Annotated in this window: 14 protein-coding genes; 7 read left to right on the forward strand and 7 right to left on the reverse strand. The window is 40.6% G+C overall.

All coding sequences use genetic code 11. The annotated features are described in order from the left end of the window. Positions 1-3 precede the first annotated feature (3 nt). Together NXS00_RS19565 and NXS00_RS19570 are read left to right on the forward strand one after the other, a co-directional pair. Complete coding sequence (locus NXS00_RS19565) at positions 4-492, forward strand: DUF2271 domain-containing protein (protein ID WP_258100959.1); 489 nt, start codon at positions 4-6, stop codon at positions 490-492. Between the two features lie 713 nt (positions 493-1,205). Further along, positions 1,206-1,670, forward strand: coding sequence for an MBL fold metallo-hydrolase (locus NXS00_RS19570; protein WP_258100960.1), 465 nt, complete (start codon positions 1,206-1,208; stop codon positions 1,668-1,670). 162 nt (positions 1,671-1,832) lie between these two features. Here the strand turns inward: NXS00_RS19570 and NXS00_RS19575 are convergent, their stop codons facing one another. Beyond that, complete coding sequence (locus NXS00_RS19575; RefSeq protein ID WP_258101048.1) at positions 1,833-3,938, reverse strand: outer membrane protein assembly factor BamB family protein; 2,106 nt, start codon at positions 3,936-3,938, stop codon at positions 1,833-1,835. Between the two features lie 174 nt (positions 3,939-4,112). Here NXS00_RS19575 and NXS00_RS19580 point away from each other — a divergent pair, with 174 nt between their 5' ends. Then, complete coding sequence (locus NXS00_RS19580; RefSeq protein ID WP_258100961.1) at positions 4,113-4,841, forward strand: YoaK family protein; 729 nt, start codon at positions 4,113-4,115, stop codon at positions 4,839-4,841. Between the two features lie 452 nt (positions 4,842-5,293). Here NXS00_RS19580 and NXS00_RS19585 read toward each other — a convergent pair whose 3' ends face one another. The 3 genes from NXS00_RS19585 to NXS00_RS19595 all read right to left on the reverse strand — a co-directional run bounded on the left by NXS00_RS19585 (position 5,294) and on the right by NXS00_RS19595 (position 7,928). Next, entirely contained in the window at positions 5,294-5,788 is a 495-nt protein-coding gene (locus NXS00_RS19585) for a hypothetical protein (protein ID WP_258100962.1), read from the reverse strand. A gap of 84 nt (positions 5,789-5,872) precedes the next feature. Then, a complete protein-coding gene (locus NXS00_RS19590; RefSeq protein WP_258100963.1) occupies positions 5,873-7,246 on the reverse strand; it encodes a HAMP domain-containing sensor histidine kinase in 1,374 nt (457 codons plus the stop codon). After that, on the reverse strand, positions 7,233-7,928 hold the full coding sequence (locus NXS00_RS19595) for a response regulator transcription factor (protein WP_258100964.1): 696 nt from the start codon (positions 7,926-7,928) through the stop codon (positions 7,233-7,235). The genes NXS00_RS19590 and NXS00_RS19595 overlap by 14 nt, the downstream gene beginning before the upstream one ends. Before the next feature lie 200 nt (positions 7,929-8,128). Between NXS00_RS19595 and NXS00_RS19600 the strand changes: the two genes are divergently transcribed. The 4 genes from NXS00_RS19600 to NXS00_RS19615 all read left to right on the forward strand — a co-directional run bounded on the left by NXS00_RS19600 (position 8,129) and on the right by NXS00_RS19615 (position 10,804). Further along, the gene (locus NXS00_RS19600; protein ID WP_258100965.1) at positions 8,129-8,506 is read left to right on the forward strand and encodes a RidA family protein; all 378 of its coding nucleotides are present in this window, start codon (positions 8,129-8,131) and stop codon (positions 8,504-8,506) included. Then, a complete protein-coding gene (locus tag NXS00_RS19605; RefSeq protein ID WP_258100966.1) occupies positions 8,506-8,973 on the forward strand; it encodes a hypothetical protein in 468 nt (155 codons plus the stop codon). The genes NXS00_RS19600 and NXS00_RS19605 overlap by 1 nt, the downstream gene beginning before the upstream one ends. A 69-nt stretch (positions 8,974-9,042) precedes the next feature. After that, positions 9,043-10,569, forward strand: a complete 1,527-nt coding sequence (gene gltX, locus NXS00_RS19610) for a glutamate--tRNA ligase (protein WP_258100967.1) — start codon at positions 9,043-9,045, stop codon at positions 10,567-10,569. A gap of 22 nt (positions 10,570-10,591) precedes the next feature. Continuing rightward, the gene (locus tag NXS00_RS19615; RefSeq protein WP_258100968.1) at positions 10,592-10,804 is read left to right on the forward strand and encodes a hypothetical protein; all 213 of its coding nucleotides are present in this window, start codon (positions 10,592-10,594) and stop codon (positions 10,802-10,804) included. A gap of 64 nt (positions 10,805-10,868) precedes the next feature. Here NXS00_RS19615 and NXS00_RS19620 read toward each other — a convergent pair whose 3' ends face one another. The 3 genes from NXS00_RS19620 to NXS00_RS19630 form a co-directional block, all read right to left on the reverse strand. Then, positions 10,869-11,048 carry a PID-CTERM protein-sorting domain-containing protein gene (locus NXS00_RS19620; RefSeq protein ID WP_258100969.1) on the reverse strand — a complete coding sequence of 60 codons (180 nt, stop codon included), beginning with the start codon at positions 11,046-11,048 and terminating at the stop codon, positions 10,869-10,871. 19 nt (positions 11,049-11,067) lie between these two features. Continuing rightward, positions 11,068-15,033, reverse strand: a complete 3,966-nt coding sequence (locus NXS00_RS19625) for a DUF8693 domain-containing protein (protein ID WP_258100970.1) — start codon at positions 15,031-15,033, stop codon at positions 11,068-11,070. Positions 15,034-15,155: 122 nt separating this feature from the next. After that, entirely contained in the window at positions 15,156-15,764 is a 609-nt protein-coding gene (locus NXS00_RS19630; protein ID WP_258100971.1) for a response regulator, read from the reverse strand. Position 15,765: the final 1 nt, after the last annotated feature.

A 15,765-nucleotide genomic window follows, 5' to 3' on the forward strand; every position in this document is an offset into this window, starting at 1 on the left:
CTTATGAAAATATTCAAATCAATACTGGTAGTGGTAGTAGCACTTGCATTAGCAGGTTTTACCTCGCACGGCACAAAAGAAGAAACATCACTCAAATGCCTGGTTCAGCTGATTAACTACCAGGGAGAAGGCGCTTACATGGTGGTTTCACTTATCAACCCTGACGGGAAATATGAAAAAACGCTGTATGTATTGGGAGAGGATGAAGAATGGTACCATGACCTCACCCAATGGTTTGCTTTTTTTGAAACCGGCAAGGAAAAGATTGATGCCATTAGTGGCGCTACAATAGCAGGTGGTGAGCGTACAGTCTGTGTTCTGGGTTTTGACAAGACCAAATTGGATGCCGGATACAAGCTGCGTTTCGAAACAGCTGTAGAAAATCAAAAGTACTATACAGAAGATGTTCAGATCGACCTTACTTCGGCCAACCTAACAGGCAAATTTGAGGGATCCGGATACATCAGATATATACGTCTGATACCTAATTAATCATCATCCTTTTCATATAATTGTTTCAATTTGGAGATATAGCCGCTTAATTCTGGCTATATCTTCTTTTGTTTTCATCATACCGACCACTTTAAATCAAGCCGGATCGATTCAATTTCCCCTTTCAGAAGAGTGAAACGTTGAGTTGCATTGTTATTAATCCTCAAAGGTCGATCGTTACGTTTGGTTTCATCCAAAGGACCTATTCCGAACAATCAATTACCATTCTGACATTCAAGAGAGATCTAAACTAAATGCGCGTGTATAGCTCTTAGATGCAAGAAAAGGATTAATAGAGCATCTCAAACAATCCGGAAAGCTGCATGCTAAGCAGGTGGCTCCACACGATACCATCATTCCTTCTTTGTGAGATTGAGTTAGATTCAACACACTTCTGTCGATCATAGGGTTAATTACGTCGTTCAAAGAATTTTTTACCAACTCTCATTCACCAATCCTTTCTTTGATCGATCAATTAAACAATGCGTGAATTGTGCTTAATAACTCTAATCGCCCCTACCACTCCGGTGACCATTTAGCCTTATGAATTCGTCTCTAAACTCTGAAATAACCAGGCATCTTCCTACAGGAAATCTATCCATACCTCACCTCTGATGTGGATAACCCTTACCAATTGAACCCGGACATTAGTCAAGATGATGTTGAACCCAGGACTTGTTTAAAAAGAAACTGCAGGACACAGAATTCAACAAATGAGCAGAAGAATAAAAAATAAATTGGTACTGTCTAATGAGATCACTCTGTCGAAGCTAAACGGTGCAGAATCAATAATGGTACACGTGCATGGCGCCCATAGTGATGAAGACTCCATTGTTTTTTTTCAAAATGAAAATCTATTATACACGGGTAATATTTTCCAGCTAAGTAGAAAAAGCAACATCTATGGCCTCTTGAAAGCGATAGGATACATTATATCCATGTCTGATGACAACACTAGAATACTTCCTGGTTATGGTAGAATCATAGACAAGAGTAAACTCAACATATTCTATGACTATTTGAAATCCATAAAAGATCAGATTCAGGAAAGAAAACAACATGGCTTAAGCATAGAAGATTTGATCAAACTAAACCTTCTCAATCAGTTCAGACCTGAATACTTGCTTTTTAATCTTACTGACCATGAGCTAATAGCTTATATCTACAACAGTATGTAAAGCCTACAATCTGCCATTTTCATTACTAAAACATTATCTCCAAACAATCAAGCCTCCTCGCTCCGGCCAACTCCACTTCATCTTCTACTATTAAGATCTTCATAAGGCAGGATGGAAATGATCAATTTGGAAGAAATTCTGAATTACTCAAATCCCTAACCTTTAATCTGGCAGCGCAAAGGCTACATAATATTTTCCTTCTGGTGTCCCGAGTTTAGTACCACCGCAGGCGAGAACGATGTACTGCTTTCCGCTAACCATATAAGTGGCTGGCGTGGCAAAAGATGCTGCGGGAAGATTGGTCTCCCATAGCAGTTCTCCATTGGATGTATCGAAGACTCTGAAATACCCATCTTTAGTTGCTGCGATGAACAATAACCCACTAGCAGTCACAACAGGTCCACCGTAGTTTTCTACCCCTGTGTTGTTGATACCTTTTTCCTCCAATGCTGGTTCATGTCCCAATGGAATTTGCCAAACATACTCTCCTGTATTCAAATCAATGGCACTCAAAGTTCCCCATGGAGGACCAATGGCAGGCAATCCATTCTGATCCAGAAACTTGTTGTACCCCTCACTTCGGTATGGCAACCAGGTCTGTTTGGAAGTTTCCGACTGACCTACTTCCTGCTTTTCATCTCCAAACAAGTAAGCGACAAGCGCCTGAACATCACTATTGGATAAGGTGGTAAATCCGGGCATCATCCCTTTCCCGTTTTTGATGATCTCATGGACGAACTGCTTATCCCGTCGCTCTTCAATATTTATCAACGATGGATAATTAGAGACAGCATTCCCTTTCCTATCCGCTCCATGGCAGCCAATACAATAGGAAGTATACAGTTTTTGCCCTGGAGAGAGATCAGACAACTCCTCCTCTTTAGGCGCCTGTATCATTCGGTGGATCCAGGCCATCTCATTAGCATTTACATACAATATCCCCCCTTGTGGATCAGCCGCAGCTCCGCCCCACTCTGCTCCGCCATCATATCCAGGCAACAGCACTGCGCCATTTAGACTGCCCGGCGCATAGATTTCAGTATCATACTGCTCGAACTCCGCCATTAACTCTTCCCGATTGGAAGCATAAGGACTGATATCTTCCTTGGTGAGATCGCTAGACTGTCTGGCAAATGGAGCAGGCTTGGTGGGGAAAGGCTGTGTAGGCCACAATTCTTCACCCTCCAAAGTAGACTGAGCTACTGGCATTTCTTCTATCGGAAAAATAGGTTCACCAGTGATTCTATCAAACACAAACACATATCCTTGCTTGGTTACCTGAGCCACCACTTCCAATTGCTTTCCGTCTCTGGTAATCGTCATTAAATTGGGTGGCGCTGGTAAGTCCCTATCCCAGATATCATGATGAGTGGTTTGAAAATGCCATAGTCTCTTCCCGGTTCGGGCATCCAGCGCAAGTAAGCAATTGGCATACAAGTTCTCACCTTTGCGATTTCCTCCATAAAAATCATACGCTGTAGAGCCTGTTGGAACGAACAAGATCCCGTTCTTCTCATCTACAGCCATTCCAGCCCAATTATTGGCACCACCTACATATTCATTTTGATAGGCATCTACAGGGAATGTCTCATACCCGTCTTCCCCAGGATAGGGAATCGTATGAAAAGTCCACTCCAACTCACCCGTTCGGACGTTGAACGCTCTGATGTCTCCCGGTGCTGCATCAGCTCCTTCCGACACCCGGACTGGCATAATAATTAAGTCTTCGAATATCGTTCCGGGCGTATTAGAGATTACAAACTTATTCTGCGCTATTTCCGGCAAACCCTTATGAAGATCAAGTTGACCATTATTTCCAAATTCTTGAATGGGCTCACCAGTTTTAGCATCCAGACACCACAGCGCTGAACCAATGGTATAGAAAATGCGCTGATCATCGCCATCGCTCCAGTAACTCACACCCCTACTGGTACTGGCCCAATGTCTGAGTGTATCTCCGAACAGCCAGAGCTCCTGGCCTGTAGCAGCATCCAGAGCAAATGCCTGCAGTGTTGGGGTGACTCCATACAGCACACCATCAATGACCAATGAATTGATCTGCATCTGGCCAGCACTGGGAGTTTCATACGTCCAGACTATTTCGAGCTGGTCCACATTGTCAGCAGTAATCTGAGTAAGCTCCGAGTAGTGATTACGATCCGAGCCTCCGAGATAGGAAGGCCAATTTTCTTGACGGGAGTCTGTGACTTCTGAAACCTGACTACATGCCAGCATCAATATAAAGGCACAAAAATTAATATGCTTCATCATTTGGATAGGTTTGAAATACAAGTTAATCAATTGAAGATGAGTTATTTAATCAGGAACTTTTCCACTAAATAACACCTTTACTGATCATTGAAAATTGATTGGATAGTGGGCTTTTTGCTACATTGACGATCAGTATTCTAGTAACTTTCCATTGTTAATTCCACCTCATACATGTTTAGACATCAAGGTAAAAACAGGACCTTAAGGCATAATTTCAACATCGCCATATTATTGTCTTTGGTGGCAGGAATCGTCAACATCACAGGTTTTTTATCCATTCAAGAGCTAACCACCAATGTCACAGGTCATTTCGCTCAATTTATAAATGATTTGGCTCATTATGAATTTTGGGGAGGCCTGGTCTATTTCGCTTATATTTTCTTTTTCTTAATTGGCTCGTTCAGTGGCGGCATTCTTACGGAGTATTTCAAACGAAAAGGTTGGCGCAATGTCCTTACCATTCCTGTGCTGATAGAAGTAGCGCTCCTCGCGAGCATTCCACTATTGGATTATGCCAATCTGCTATCCACAAAGGATGTAAGGGCGTTCATACTCCTGTTTGCCATGGGGCTCCAAAATGCTTATGTCACTCGCATCTCCAATGCCGTAGTACGTACTACCCATTTAACAGGTCTGTTTACAGATTTGGGGATAGAATTGTCGCAATTGATCTATTCAAAATCCAACCCAAACCACACCAATACGGTCATCATGATCAAAATACGAATTCTTATCATTTCCTTCTTTTTTACAGGTGGTTTTATTGGGGGATTCCTGTTTTCGAAAATGGAACTGGGTCTACCAACATTGTATGTAGCCTCCCTCCTTCTCTTACTAGGGCTGTTTTATGACTACTGGCATTTTAGGATAATCAAGGTGAGGAGAAAATACAAATTATAGCATACTTGTTCGAAACCCTGGTGATCAGGATTTGTAATCGAGTATTTATCAAATAGCCATTATATACTGGATTATAAATTCAGAGACACTACCATTTGGATGGCAAATCTGAAGGAGCAAGTGACCTTAGGCTTGCAACCTATTGATAATAGAATTATTAAAAATAAATAGTGGTTTTGATTGGTGCGACTCATTCTATTGGGATGGATGTTATTTCAATATACAGCTTCCACCTCAAAAAAAGCAGAGGATTGAGCCCAACCACTCAACCCTCCTATTAATCAAACTAACCGTATTAAGTAGTCAGCAACCAAACTATCCAAGAACAGCAACCAGGAGGAGTTGAAAAAATAATTCTTTGCTCGCTCCTGGGAAAAACATACTTGTACTCTTAATCATGGGAGGACAACCTCCCAGCCCAGCAGATGACACGAAGCTTTACCTTCTTCGTGTCACCCGAACACCCTGGATAAACATTTCTCCGCAAAAGAATCCTCGCACTCAACATTTGGAGAATATCCCTTGAAAGGAACGAAATGCACAATATCCATTTTAATTGCCATGGGTGTGATATCAAAACTGCTAGTATGACCTATTCTGGACTGAAAATCTTTATATATGTATATCTCTGATATCTTATTTCCTTCTAAAAAAACCTTAAAGGCCGCTTGAGCAGTGCCATAAAAAGGCTCTATACGGATACTATCTACCCTCGATCCTGCCTCCTTTTTGATCACCTCTATCGCCTCTACAAATGATTTAGGCACTACAGACTTGAAAATTTGACTCCTGGAAACAAAGAGCAAATCAGAAGTAGAAAGATCTAAGCGAAACCCAAAGCACAAAACCAAATCGAGCGGTCCATCCGTCTGATCACTCAAAACAGCTTGCACCAGGCTGATGGAGTGTCCAGAAAAATCACATGGGAGCAATACTCGCTTATTCATCAATCGTCTATCCTAAATATCCATCCAAAAATTGCTCTTGACTAGTTATAGATGGGTTAAAACCACATTAAGATGACATTAAAATTATTCGTATGGATTTTTTGTGATTGGCAGGAGAATTTTCACGGTCGTTCCCTCGTCTTTTACAGAACTCACCATCAACTCACCATTATGTATTCGTAGTATGTTTTTGGCCAACGACAGACCTATTCCATACCCCTCAAATCGCTGGGCATTGCTTGCTCGATAATACGGGTCAAAGATGTAATTCATTTCCCCTTGAGGAATCCCTATCCCCGAATCCTTAATGAATATGATAATGTGCTCAGCATCCGAATCAAGTGCCACCATCACCGGATTATTATTGGAATACTTACATCCATTGATGATCAGGTTGCAAAGTGCCAGTTTGAGTAACTGCTGGTTACCATTAACTTTTAACCTTTCTGGCTGCTCTGGCAATAAGCTAAAATCCAGATTGATCTTAGCCTTATTGTTGATACTATCTACTGTTTCCTTCGCATCCAAAACCAGCTGATCCATTCTCACAATCTCTTTGGTAAACTTTTTACCATCATAACCCGTCTGTGCCAAAAGGAGAAGTGCCCTGGTTTTTTGCTCCAGCTTTTCTGCTTCGCTTAAAATAATCTTGATCGTATCTACATACTCAGACCGCTCACGATCTTTGGTCAATGCCAAATCTGCCTCACCTATGATGGCGGTCAGTGGAGTATTTAGTTCATGCGAAGCATTACTAATGAAATTTTTCTGTGTCTCAAATGATGTCTCCAGTCGATCCAGCATATCATTAAATGTCTCGGTAAGTCGAGTCAGTGAATCATTCTGATCAGGGACTTTTAGTCGAAGGTGAAGGTTTTCAGACCCTATCTTCTTCACCTCTTTGATGATGTTATTGATTGGGTGAACGAGTGTTCGGGAGAAAACAAGTGAGATCAAAGTAACCAAAACTAGCGTATAAGCAAGTGAGGTAAACAATAGATTCCGCAAATAAGCCACATGGTGCGAACTGAAGTAATTCTCAGCAGAGATGATCACTACATATTCTTCACTGGACGTAGATTTATATCGGATGCCTGAGAAGAAAATATTCTGATTGTTATCACTTGCTGCTTCCAACTGGATCACATTCTCCACCAATTCTTTGCTGATGGCTTCAGGAATGGTATCAATCGGCTGATTATTTTCTATGCGAATAAAGTATTCTTTCTGATGGGGTAATTTTTCTAAATAATCCTGACGCAATTCCTTGATAATGGTCACGTCATTGGGATGTTCCAGAGTAATCTTGGCTGCTGTAATGGCACGGATTTCTAATCGTTTATAAAAATCTGTATAGGAATAACTAGAGATGGAATAGTATATAAACCCACTAAACAGGAGCGTATAGATCAGGAAAATGGTGATCAGCGCATAGATAATTTTGTTATGAATCTTCATCTGCTCTTAAGACATATCCCATACCAATAACTGTGTGAATTATCCGCTTTTTATTCACTCGTTCAATCTTTTTTCGCAGGTAGTTAACATAGACATCCACGACATTGGTACCTAAATCGAACGTAATTCCCCAAACCTCATCTAGCATGGATGTTCTTGAAAGCACTTTTTTGGGATTCTTCATAAACATCAACAACAAGCGATACTCTGTAGACGTGAGAGAAATGGACTCATCGGCTCTCGTTACCTTTTTGGTATGATCATCAAGAGTTAAATCATCAAATGTATATTGATGCGTATTGGTAACGACTGTCTCTTGATTTTCCGCTCTTCTCAAAAGAGATCGTATTCGTGCCAACAGCTCTATGAATTTAAACGGCTTAGTGAGGTAGTCATCAGCACCGGTTTCTAACCCCAATACAACATTTTCTGCACTACCGAGGGCTGTCAAAAACAAAATAGGAATTCGGGTATCACTCTTACGAATCTCCCGGCACACTTCTAGTCCATTAATGTCAGGCAGCATGATATCCAGTATGATCAAGTCAAACTTAGCCTGACTGCTTAAATCAATACCCTGCTGACCTGTCATCCCAACTGTCACGTCAAAATCATTCTCTTTAAGTCCCTTGTTGACCATGGAGCAAACACTGGGATCATCCTCAATTAGCAGTATTTTCATGCACTAGATTTTGAGACAAAGTAATTGGAAAAATACTCATTCTGACTGTGGGTGAATTAGAAAGGGATTAGAATTATTTAAATAATAAAATGAGTACAATAGCCCAAGACTTGGAATCATTGAAGAAAAATAACATTCCAAGTTAGCTATTCATTATTATTGTGACCTACAATTGCTATTACATAAGAAGTAAAAATCAAATGAAAAAAATAGTACTATCTAAAGAGGCACCAGCTCCTATCGGACCATATAGTCAGGCAGTCATTCACGGAAATACGCTGTATGTATCTGGACAAATTGCGATAGAGCAATCAACGGGCAATATGATCACAGATAACATAGAAGCTGAAACGGATCAGGTAATGAAGAACCTGGGATTCATACTGAAAGAAGCTGGAGCTGATTATAATCAGATCATCAAGTGCAGCATTTTCGTGAGCGACATGGGCAACTTTGCGAAAATCAACGAGGTGTACGGAAAATACTTCCCAGAAAATCCTCCTGCAAGAGAAACTGTTGAGGTGTCATGCCTGCCAAAAAATGTGAATGTGGAAATTAGCTGTATCGCATATATCTAATGGAATGGCTACCAAATAGCCAACAAACATTTGTTTCAGAGCTTTCGAAACGTGATGTGCTGGTTAAACTGCACAACTACACTCAGGAAGTCAACTCTGAATTTGTAACAGAAAAGCCGTTGTTCAATGGAAAAGTTGGATCAGACGGCTTTCGTGTTTCCTCTATTATTCAGACTCCACAAAATGCTTTACCTCTCATCATTGGCAATGTAGAATCGACCAAAAGAGGATCTATTATTTTCCTTAAACTAAAGCTTTTTCCCGCTGCTATTCTTTATCTGAAAGCCAGTTCACTCTTGTCGATTCTTTTAGGATTCACCTTTCTATTTCTGTCTAAATGGTACCCGGCTGGATGCATCAGTCTTTCATTTGGTCTATTAAACTATCTGGTACTCACCCTCTCCTTTCACCGAAAGTGTAAAGAATGCATTCAATCTTTAAAGAATCTGCTGGAAGGCAATCATTAACAGCCAAAGACTTCTGATAAGTATCGGCTATTTGATAGTTTTGCAGTCCTTAAAAATTACCCTATTCATATGGATCAAGTAAGAGTACGATTTGCACCAAGTCCAACGGGTGCGTTGCACATCGGAGGAGTGAGAACAGCTCTATTCAATTACCTATTTGCTAAAAAACACAATGGCACGTTCATTCTTCGCATTGAAGATACTGATCAAACGCGATTTGTGGAAGGCGCTGAAGAATACATCAAATCTTCTTTGGAATGGTGCGGTATTGAACCTGAAGAGAGTCCATGGAATGGTGGTGAATATGGTCCATATCGCCAATCTGAGCGAAAAGAAATCTATCAACAATACGTTCAGAAACTATTGGATGACGGGAATGCCTATTATGCTTTTGATACTCCTGAAGAGCTAGATGCCATGCGTGAGCGTCTAAAGGAAGCAGGAGTTGCCACCCCGCAATACAATGCAGCGGCTAGAATGACAATGAAAAACTCATTGACATTATCTGCTGATGAGGTGAAAGCAAAAATGGATGCTGGTGAACCTTATGTCATTCGGTTCAAAATTGATCCAAAAGAAGAGGTTCGCCTTAATGACATCATTAGAGGTTGGGTACATGTACACGGGTCTACACTAGACGATAAAGTGCTAATGAAGTCTGATGGACTTCCTACCTATCACCTGGCCAACATTGTAGATGATCATTTGATGAAGATCACTCACGTCATCCGTGGGGAAGAGTGGTTGCCTTCAGCTCCTCTACACGTTCTTTTATATAAGTATTTAGGTTTTGAAGAAACCATGCCTAAGTTCGCTCACTTGCCGCTAATCCTCAAGCCCGATGGTAATGGAAAACTTAGCAAAAGAGCTGCTGACAAAGCCGGTTTCCCGATCTTTCCATTAAACTGGAATGATCCAGAAACTGGAGACCTCTCTGAAGGATTCAAAGAAGCTGGCTATTTACCAGATGCTTTGATCAACTTCCTTTCATTCCTTGGATGGAATCCGGGTACGGAGCAAGAAATATTTAGCAAAGAAGAATTGGTTGAAGCATTTAGCCTGGAGAAGGTAAATAAGGCAGGTACCAAATTTGATATTGATAAAATCAAGTGGTTCAACCAGCAATACTTGAAAAACAAGGATGCTTCAGAGTTTGCTGCCAATATTCAATCAGATCTAAAAGCTCAATTTGGCATTGAGTGTAGTGATGAAGATGCTGCTGCTATTTTTCATCTACTGAAAGAGCGTGTTACTTTCCCTCAGGAAATAGCACCAAATGCACTGTATCTATTCCAGAACCCTACGGAATATGATGAAAAAGTGGCCAGTAAGAAATGGGATAAAGAAGCTGAAAAAGCAGTTACACTTTATGCCGATGCGCTTAACGCAAAAGATACCATCTCTCCTGAAGAGGCAAAAGAACTATTTTTTGGACTCATGGAAGAGAATGGCATTAAGGCTGGCAAAAACATGCAAGCACTTCGTATGACCATCACTGGAGCAGGTTCAGGGCCGGATTTGATGGAAATAATTTCCATTATGGGCGGAAAAGCAGTACATGATCGAATCAAATACTCCATAAATCAGTTAAAGTAGGTAGAACCTATGACTGATTCATATGAGTAAGAAAAACGAAGAGCCAGAGAAAAAGCCAAAAGTCAATAAAGAACTCGAAGGGTTTGATGTAAGTATTGACTCATTTGGTGAGTTGAAGTCCACGATAGACATTGATAAGATCAATCAATTTCTGAACAATAATGTGGATGATAAAAAACTGAGAGATCGCGAAGACCTGGACGATCTTAAAAAAGGAACACAAGACGAAGAATAAAAGAGCCGGCAGATGCCGGCTCTTAATCTATCTGTCAACCAATGTGGCGACAAACGCCCTAATCTTAAGACTTCCTTGCGTCTCTTATTTTCTTCACACCATAGAGTCCTCCAGCAACTAACAGTGCCGAAAGTCCTCCGTCAATAGGTGTGGCTGGTGGAGCCGACGGTTGCGCCATAGCAAATGGCACAACAAATAACATCAAGACAGGAACAAGGATATAAGCTTTTTGAATCGTTTTCATGATCGTATCGTTTGGCGGTTTATTTAATGATGATTTTTCGAGATTGATCTCCTGCAGAAACAACATAGACACCTTTGGAGTATGAGTTCATATCGATGATATCAGATCCTTTTGTCTTCGTTTTTAAAACCACCTGACCATCTAAAGCACAGACTAAAACATCCACTTCTGCATTGTCTTTCATTTGAATATGGAGGAAGTTATCCGCTGCATAAATCTGATTGAAATCCAATTCTTCCTTCAATACTCTTGAAGAACTAAAGATTTCAAATCGATCTTTATCCACTCCTTTTGAAGTGTAAAACTCATAGGATCCTGAAGACAAATCATGATAGACACCCATCTTTCTATCATACAATGATAATTGTCTGGATGAGTTCAGCTCTACCATATCAAAAGCATATTCACCAGCCTCCTTGATATCGATAGCTAAATCAATTGGTTTGTCATATGTTTCTGGAACTCCTTGAATAGCCAGCTGTTTGTTTTCAAGCGGCATATACAATTGAGAAGCTTCATTACCAATTAGTTTTCTAGAATCATATTTGTAATCATATCCAGGATCTGCGTCATTCACCCATCCGATAAGGATTTCGCTTCTTACCTCATCCTTATCAACCAGAGCGATTTTAGCAGTTTCATGTGCTTCTTTGTCAGATCGAAAATAATTGGCATCTGCATTATTGCCATTCGCTTTCATGGCATTGGTGAAGGTAAGGGTAGTACTAGCAGGAACACTCTCTACAAAGAAACCTTGTGCGACTCCAATGTATCCATTGAAGTCTCCACTTCTTCCAGAACCACCCGATACACTACCCAGTGCATTTACTGTAATAAAGTCACTCTGGTTTTTTGGACCAGGCCCACTACCATCATCCCATATATAGATGGTACTGGTAATATCTCCAGAACCACCTGGTCCTTCTGCTAACATCAAAGCTTCATAACTAATAGCGGTCGGGTAAGGGTTGGAAACTAAATTATAACCAAAGCCCTCTCCTGAATTACTAATAGTGGTACTAACATTACCAATACCTGGATATTGGCCTACAAACTCCAACACGTCATTATTGGCAATGGTATAACCCACCCCGGATTGCATGTATGTGAGACTATTAGCATCCAAGTAAGTATTATTACTCTGAATGTATCGATACTTATAATCACCTGTTATGGTGGTATAGTCATACGCATTAAATGGAGAACCAATGAAACTATATTTTCCATCTCCAATACCACCGGAGGTGTTTCTTCTTACAGTAAGACTAGCACCATCGTAAGGCAAGTACAAATTTTGTGAATTAAGAGATGAACCAGACTCAAGGATGATGTCTCCGTATGACTTAAGATAGAAGTTATGTTGGAGAGAGCCATTATTTTCTATGCTAAGTGTTACACCAGGATGAAGGTAGACTTCTCTAAATTCCAAAACTTCACCTTCAGAAAAAGGATAATCGCCTTTAAAAGCTACATTATCGGTACTCACAGGCGTGCCATCTACCCACTGACTTCCATCCCAGTAATTAAATTCTGTATAAAACGGCCAGGAAGATGTAGAATTAAAAGCAGATGCGGTTTTGCCTGGATCAGTTTCTGAACCAATCGCCAACGATGAGATAGTGACAAAGTAGTAATTCACGTCAAACTCCAGATCATCCGTTGGATCTATAACTAACTGGTTACCATTTTGAATTGAAATACGGTCACTTGTGCCTTCAAAGGACTCTACAGTAGTGATGGGTGAACCATACTTTTTTATTTCGATCAGGTTTCCTGACACATCAGTATTCAAAGCAATATTCTGATCAAAAGTAAGCACCAAATTACTACCAATAGACACCTGCTTTTCGCCTTTTTCCGGACTATAAGTGATTACTTCAGGGCCATTCCAGCTCACATCAAATGACAGGTCTGAGTCAGAAGTAACCCCTGCAAATGAGTTACCTGCCAAATCTGAAACAGCAGAAGGATCAATCAAGATATGGTAGCTCTCTCCATTGGTCACATATTTATATTCAAAACTAATACTGCTACTTGTAATAGCTGAAACAGACGGGCTTAGATTGATAGCAAAACTATTGAGTTCCCTTACAATTTTGAACATGTTGGTAGCCGTATTAAAATTCACGTCTTCACTAAAAGTAAGGGTAAAGTTGAGTGTATTATTGTCATAACTTCCACCTTCTATCGCTCCAGCAGAGGTTAATGTTGGTGCGGTGACATCCGTTTCCGCTTCGGTCGTAAAATTTAAAACCCCTGATCCATTGTAATTAGGTAAGGCGTTACCTGAAAGGTCGACAATTGCCGCTTTCCCCAACATAAAATACCTCACCCAATAGCCTGTATTATATTTCAATGTGGGTATATTATTGAGTGTTACTTGATCACCATCAATCACAATGTCAGTGCTAAAATTAAACCTCTTGACAAAAGCAACACTAGTCCCAGCACTAGTCCCCTCATGAAGCTCAATAAACTGATCAACACCGGCTGTGCCGGGATCATCCCCCAGCTTTACCTCTTCAGACATATGCCAGACAAAAGAACCTAAGTCGACACTAATTCCTGAAGCTCCATCAACTGGAGAGGTCGAAGAAACGGCAGGTGGAGTTTCATCCAAAACACTCATAACCTCATAAGATGCCACAATGATACCCTCACCCATTTCATACCCATCAGAAATATCATCATCAAAGTTGGTAACAGTGATATCATGAATTGCCCACGTATAATTATCCGTCGCATACTCTGCAGCGCGTAGTGTCTCTATTTCTGATTGAGAGCCGGTGATATGTGGCGGAGTAACCTCAAATGTTATTTCGTTGGCGCTAGTCAGTTTCAAAAACCTTAGTTCTCCATCAGACCTTGTGACAATCAGGTCATCACTGACATTGATGCTGAATTCATGGTTGTAGCTAAAATTTCTATTCCACTGCTCCACCCTGGAAGAGTTATACTTGATCAGGTTAGTAGCAACATTAAGGTAAAGGTTTCCAGAACCGTCCAACTGGATATCATTTGGGTTTTGTGCCAAGGTGCTGGTAATAATCCCTTGATAGACCTTAGAAGAATTGTAATAAGCGATATAAACATCGGAACTGTTTGAAGAATTGATCGTAGTACTTCCTCCATCAAAACTGGCATTTTGCTCGTAGTACCCTGCAATAATGATATTGCCTGAGCCATCCACAGCTATGGCTTTTCCGCCATTGTCTTGATCTGCAGCATATGTACTTTCTGCACTTACTATTGGATAACCCTGATCTACTCTGGTTCCTGAGCTATTAAATTTGGTAAAATACGTTTGCCGTTGACTTATGTTTGCCACCGTAAAATCATTCATCTTATTGGTAAACTCCCCTGTGATATAGACATTACCACTATCATCTACTGTAATCCCTTCACCCGTGCTAGATGCGCTTAATGCTTGCTCCAGGTTGTGTGCATCGAAAATAAGTGCACCGTTCGTACTAAACCCTTTGACAAAAGCTCTGGAATAATAGCCGTTTGCCACTATGGATCCCGTCACCTGGTCTCCCATACCAATTCCATCAGCGATTCCACGTATATCCCCAACCAGATAAATGTTACCCGAAGCGTCTAATGCTAAATCTCTAAAAAACAACAAGGGGTCATGCTCTGTTGACTGATAGACTGCAGGCCCTCTCGTCCACATCACTCTTAACCAAGATAGTGAACCGTCTGAGTTGTATTTTGCAATAAATGCGTCCAAGTATGAATCTGCGGTTTTCCAATCAAATGGATCATTTCCATTAATCACTGATTCGCTCGGATCAAAATCTGGGTCTCCTGAAAACCTCCCAATAACAAACGTATTACCTGAATCATCAATGACAGCATCGGTTGGGATTAGTCGGTTATCGTTGAGTATAGAAATGGAAGTAAACTCAGGAGTCTGAGCACCAGCATCGAGAACAAATACGATTATTCCAAATAATAAAATGACGGTGAAAAGTGTTTTCATAGTTTCTAAATTGATTGACAATCAAAGTTTGAAACCATACATCTCACATTCAATCAGGAATATCCCCCAGGGGTCTACGGAATTTTACGGATATCTCTGTATTCTATCTGGAAAAGCTTGCACTATGCGGTGATTAGCCCTTGCTTTATGGCAATTCTAACCATCTCTACAATACTCTTGGCTTCCATCTTTTTCATCAGATTGTTCTTATGAGTTTCCACTGTCCTCGGACTCATATCAAGCTGAGCGCCAATTTCTTTGTACGTAAAACCATCAGCAAAACCACGAAGCACTTCAATCTCCCTAGGGGTATATTTGAGTACATCATTCAACATGACATTGGAGAAAGCAGACGAAATGTATTGACGTCCAGAGACCACTTCATCCAAAGCTTTGAAATACTCCTGAGTATCCATATCCTTTGTTAAAAATGCGACAGCACCAGAAGACTTGGCTCTCTCCATATCCACTGAATTGGGATCACTGGTTAGCAAAATATAAGAAGCAGGAACAAGTTCATTTAATTCTTTAATCAATAACGCACCATTAGCGTCAGGGAGCTTTAGATCTACAAATACGATGTCCGGATTGAGTCTTGTAATATACTTAGTAGCCTCCTCAGCTGATGCAGCTTCTCCTACTACTTGAAATTCCGTTTTGGCCAATAACATGGCCTTGATACCATCACGCACAATTTTGTGATCGTCTATTAGAAAAAGCTTATAGGGCATA

The sequence above is a fragment of the Marinoscillum pacificum genome (assembly GCF_024714495.1).
GTDB classification, from domain to species: domain Bacteria; phylum Bacteroidota; class Bacteroidia; order Cytophagales; family Cyclobacteriaceae; genus Marinoscillum; species Marinoscillum pacificum.

Coding starts and splice junctions, on each gene's coding strand:
- NXS00_RS19565 (WP_258100959.1), top strand. CDS start 4: ATGAAAATATTCAAATCAATACTGGTAGTGGTAGTAGCACTTGCATTA.
- NXS00_RS19570 (WP_258100960.1), top strand. CDS start 1,206: ATGAGCAGAAGAATAAAAAATAAATTGGTACTGTCTAATGAGATCACT.
- NXS00_RS19575 (WP_258101048.1), bottom strand. CDS start 3,938: ATGAAGCATATTAATTTTTGTGCCTTTATATTGATGCTGGCATGTAGT.
- NXS00_RS19580 (WP_258100961.1), top strand. CDS start 4,113: ATGTTTAGACATCAAGGTAAAAACAGGACCTTAAGGCATAATTTCAAC.
- NXS00_RS19585 (WP_258100962.1), bottom strand. CDS start 5,788: ATGAATAAGCGAGTATTGCTCCCATGTGATTTTTCTGGACACTCCATC.
- NXS00_RS19590 (WP_258100963.1), bottom strand. CDS start 7,246: ATGAAGATTCATAACAAAATTATCTATGCGCTGATCACCATTTTCCTG.
- NXS00_RS19595 (WP_258100964.1), bottom strand. CDS start 7,928: ATGAAAATACTGCTAATTGAGGATGATCCCAGTGTTTGCTCCATGGTC.
- NXS00_RS19600 (WP_258100965.1), top strand. CDS start 8,129: ATGAAAAAAATAGTACTATCTAAAGAGGCACCAGCTCCTATCGGACCA.
- NXS00_RS19605 (WP_258100966.1), top strand. CDS start 8,506: ATGGAATGGCTACCAAATAGCCAACAAACATTTGTTTCAGAGCTTTCG.
- gltX (WP_258100967.1), top strand. CDS start 9,043: ATGGATCAAGTAAGAGTACGATTTGCACCAAGTCCAACGGGTGCGTTG.
- NXS00_RS19615 (WP_258100968.1), top strand. CDS start 10,592: ATGAGTAAGAAAAACGAAGAGCCAGAGAAAAAGCCAAAAGTCAATAAA.
- NXS00_RS19620 (WP_258100969.1), bottom strand. CDS start 11,048: ATGAAAACGATTCAAAAAGCTTATATCCTTGTTCCTGTCTTGATGTTA.
- NXS00_RS19625 (WP_258100970.1), bottom strand. CDS start 15,033: ATGAAAACACTTTTCACCGTCATTTTATTATTTGGAATAATCGTATTT.
- NXS00_RS19630 (WP_258100971.1), bottom strand. CDS start 15,764: ATGCCCTATAAGCTTTTTCTAATAGACGATCACAAAATTGTGCGTGAT.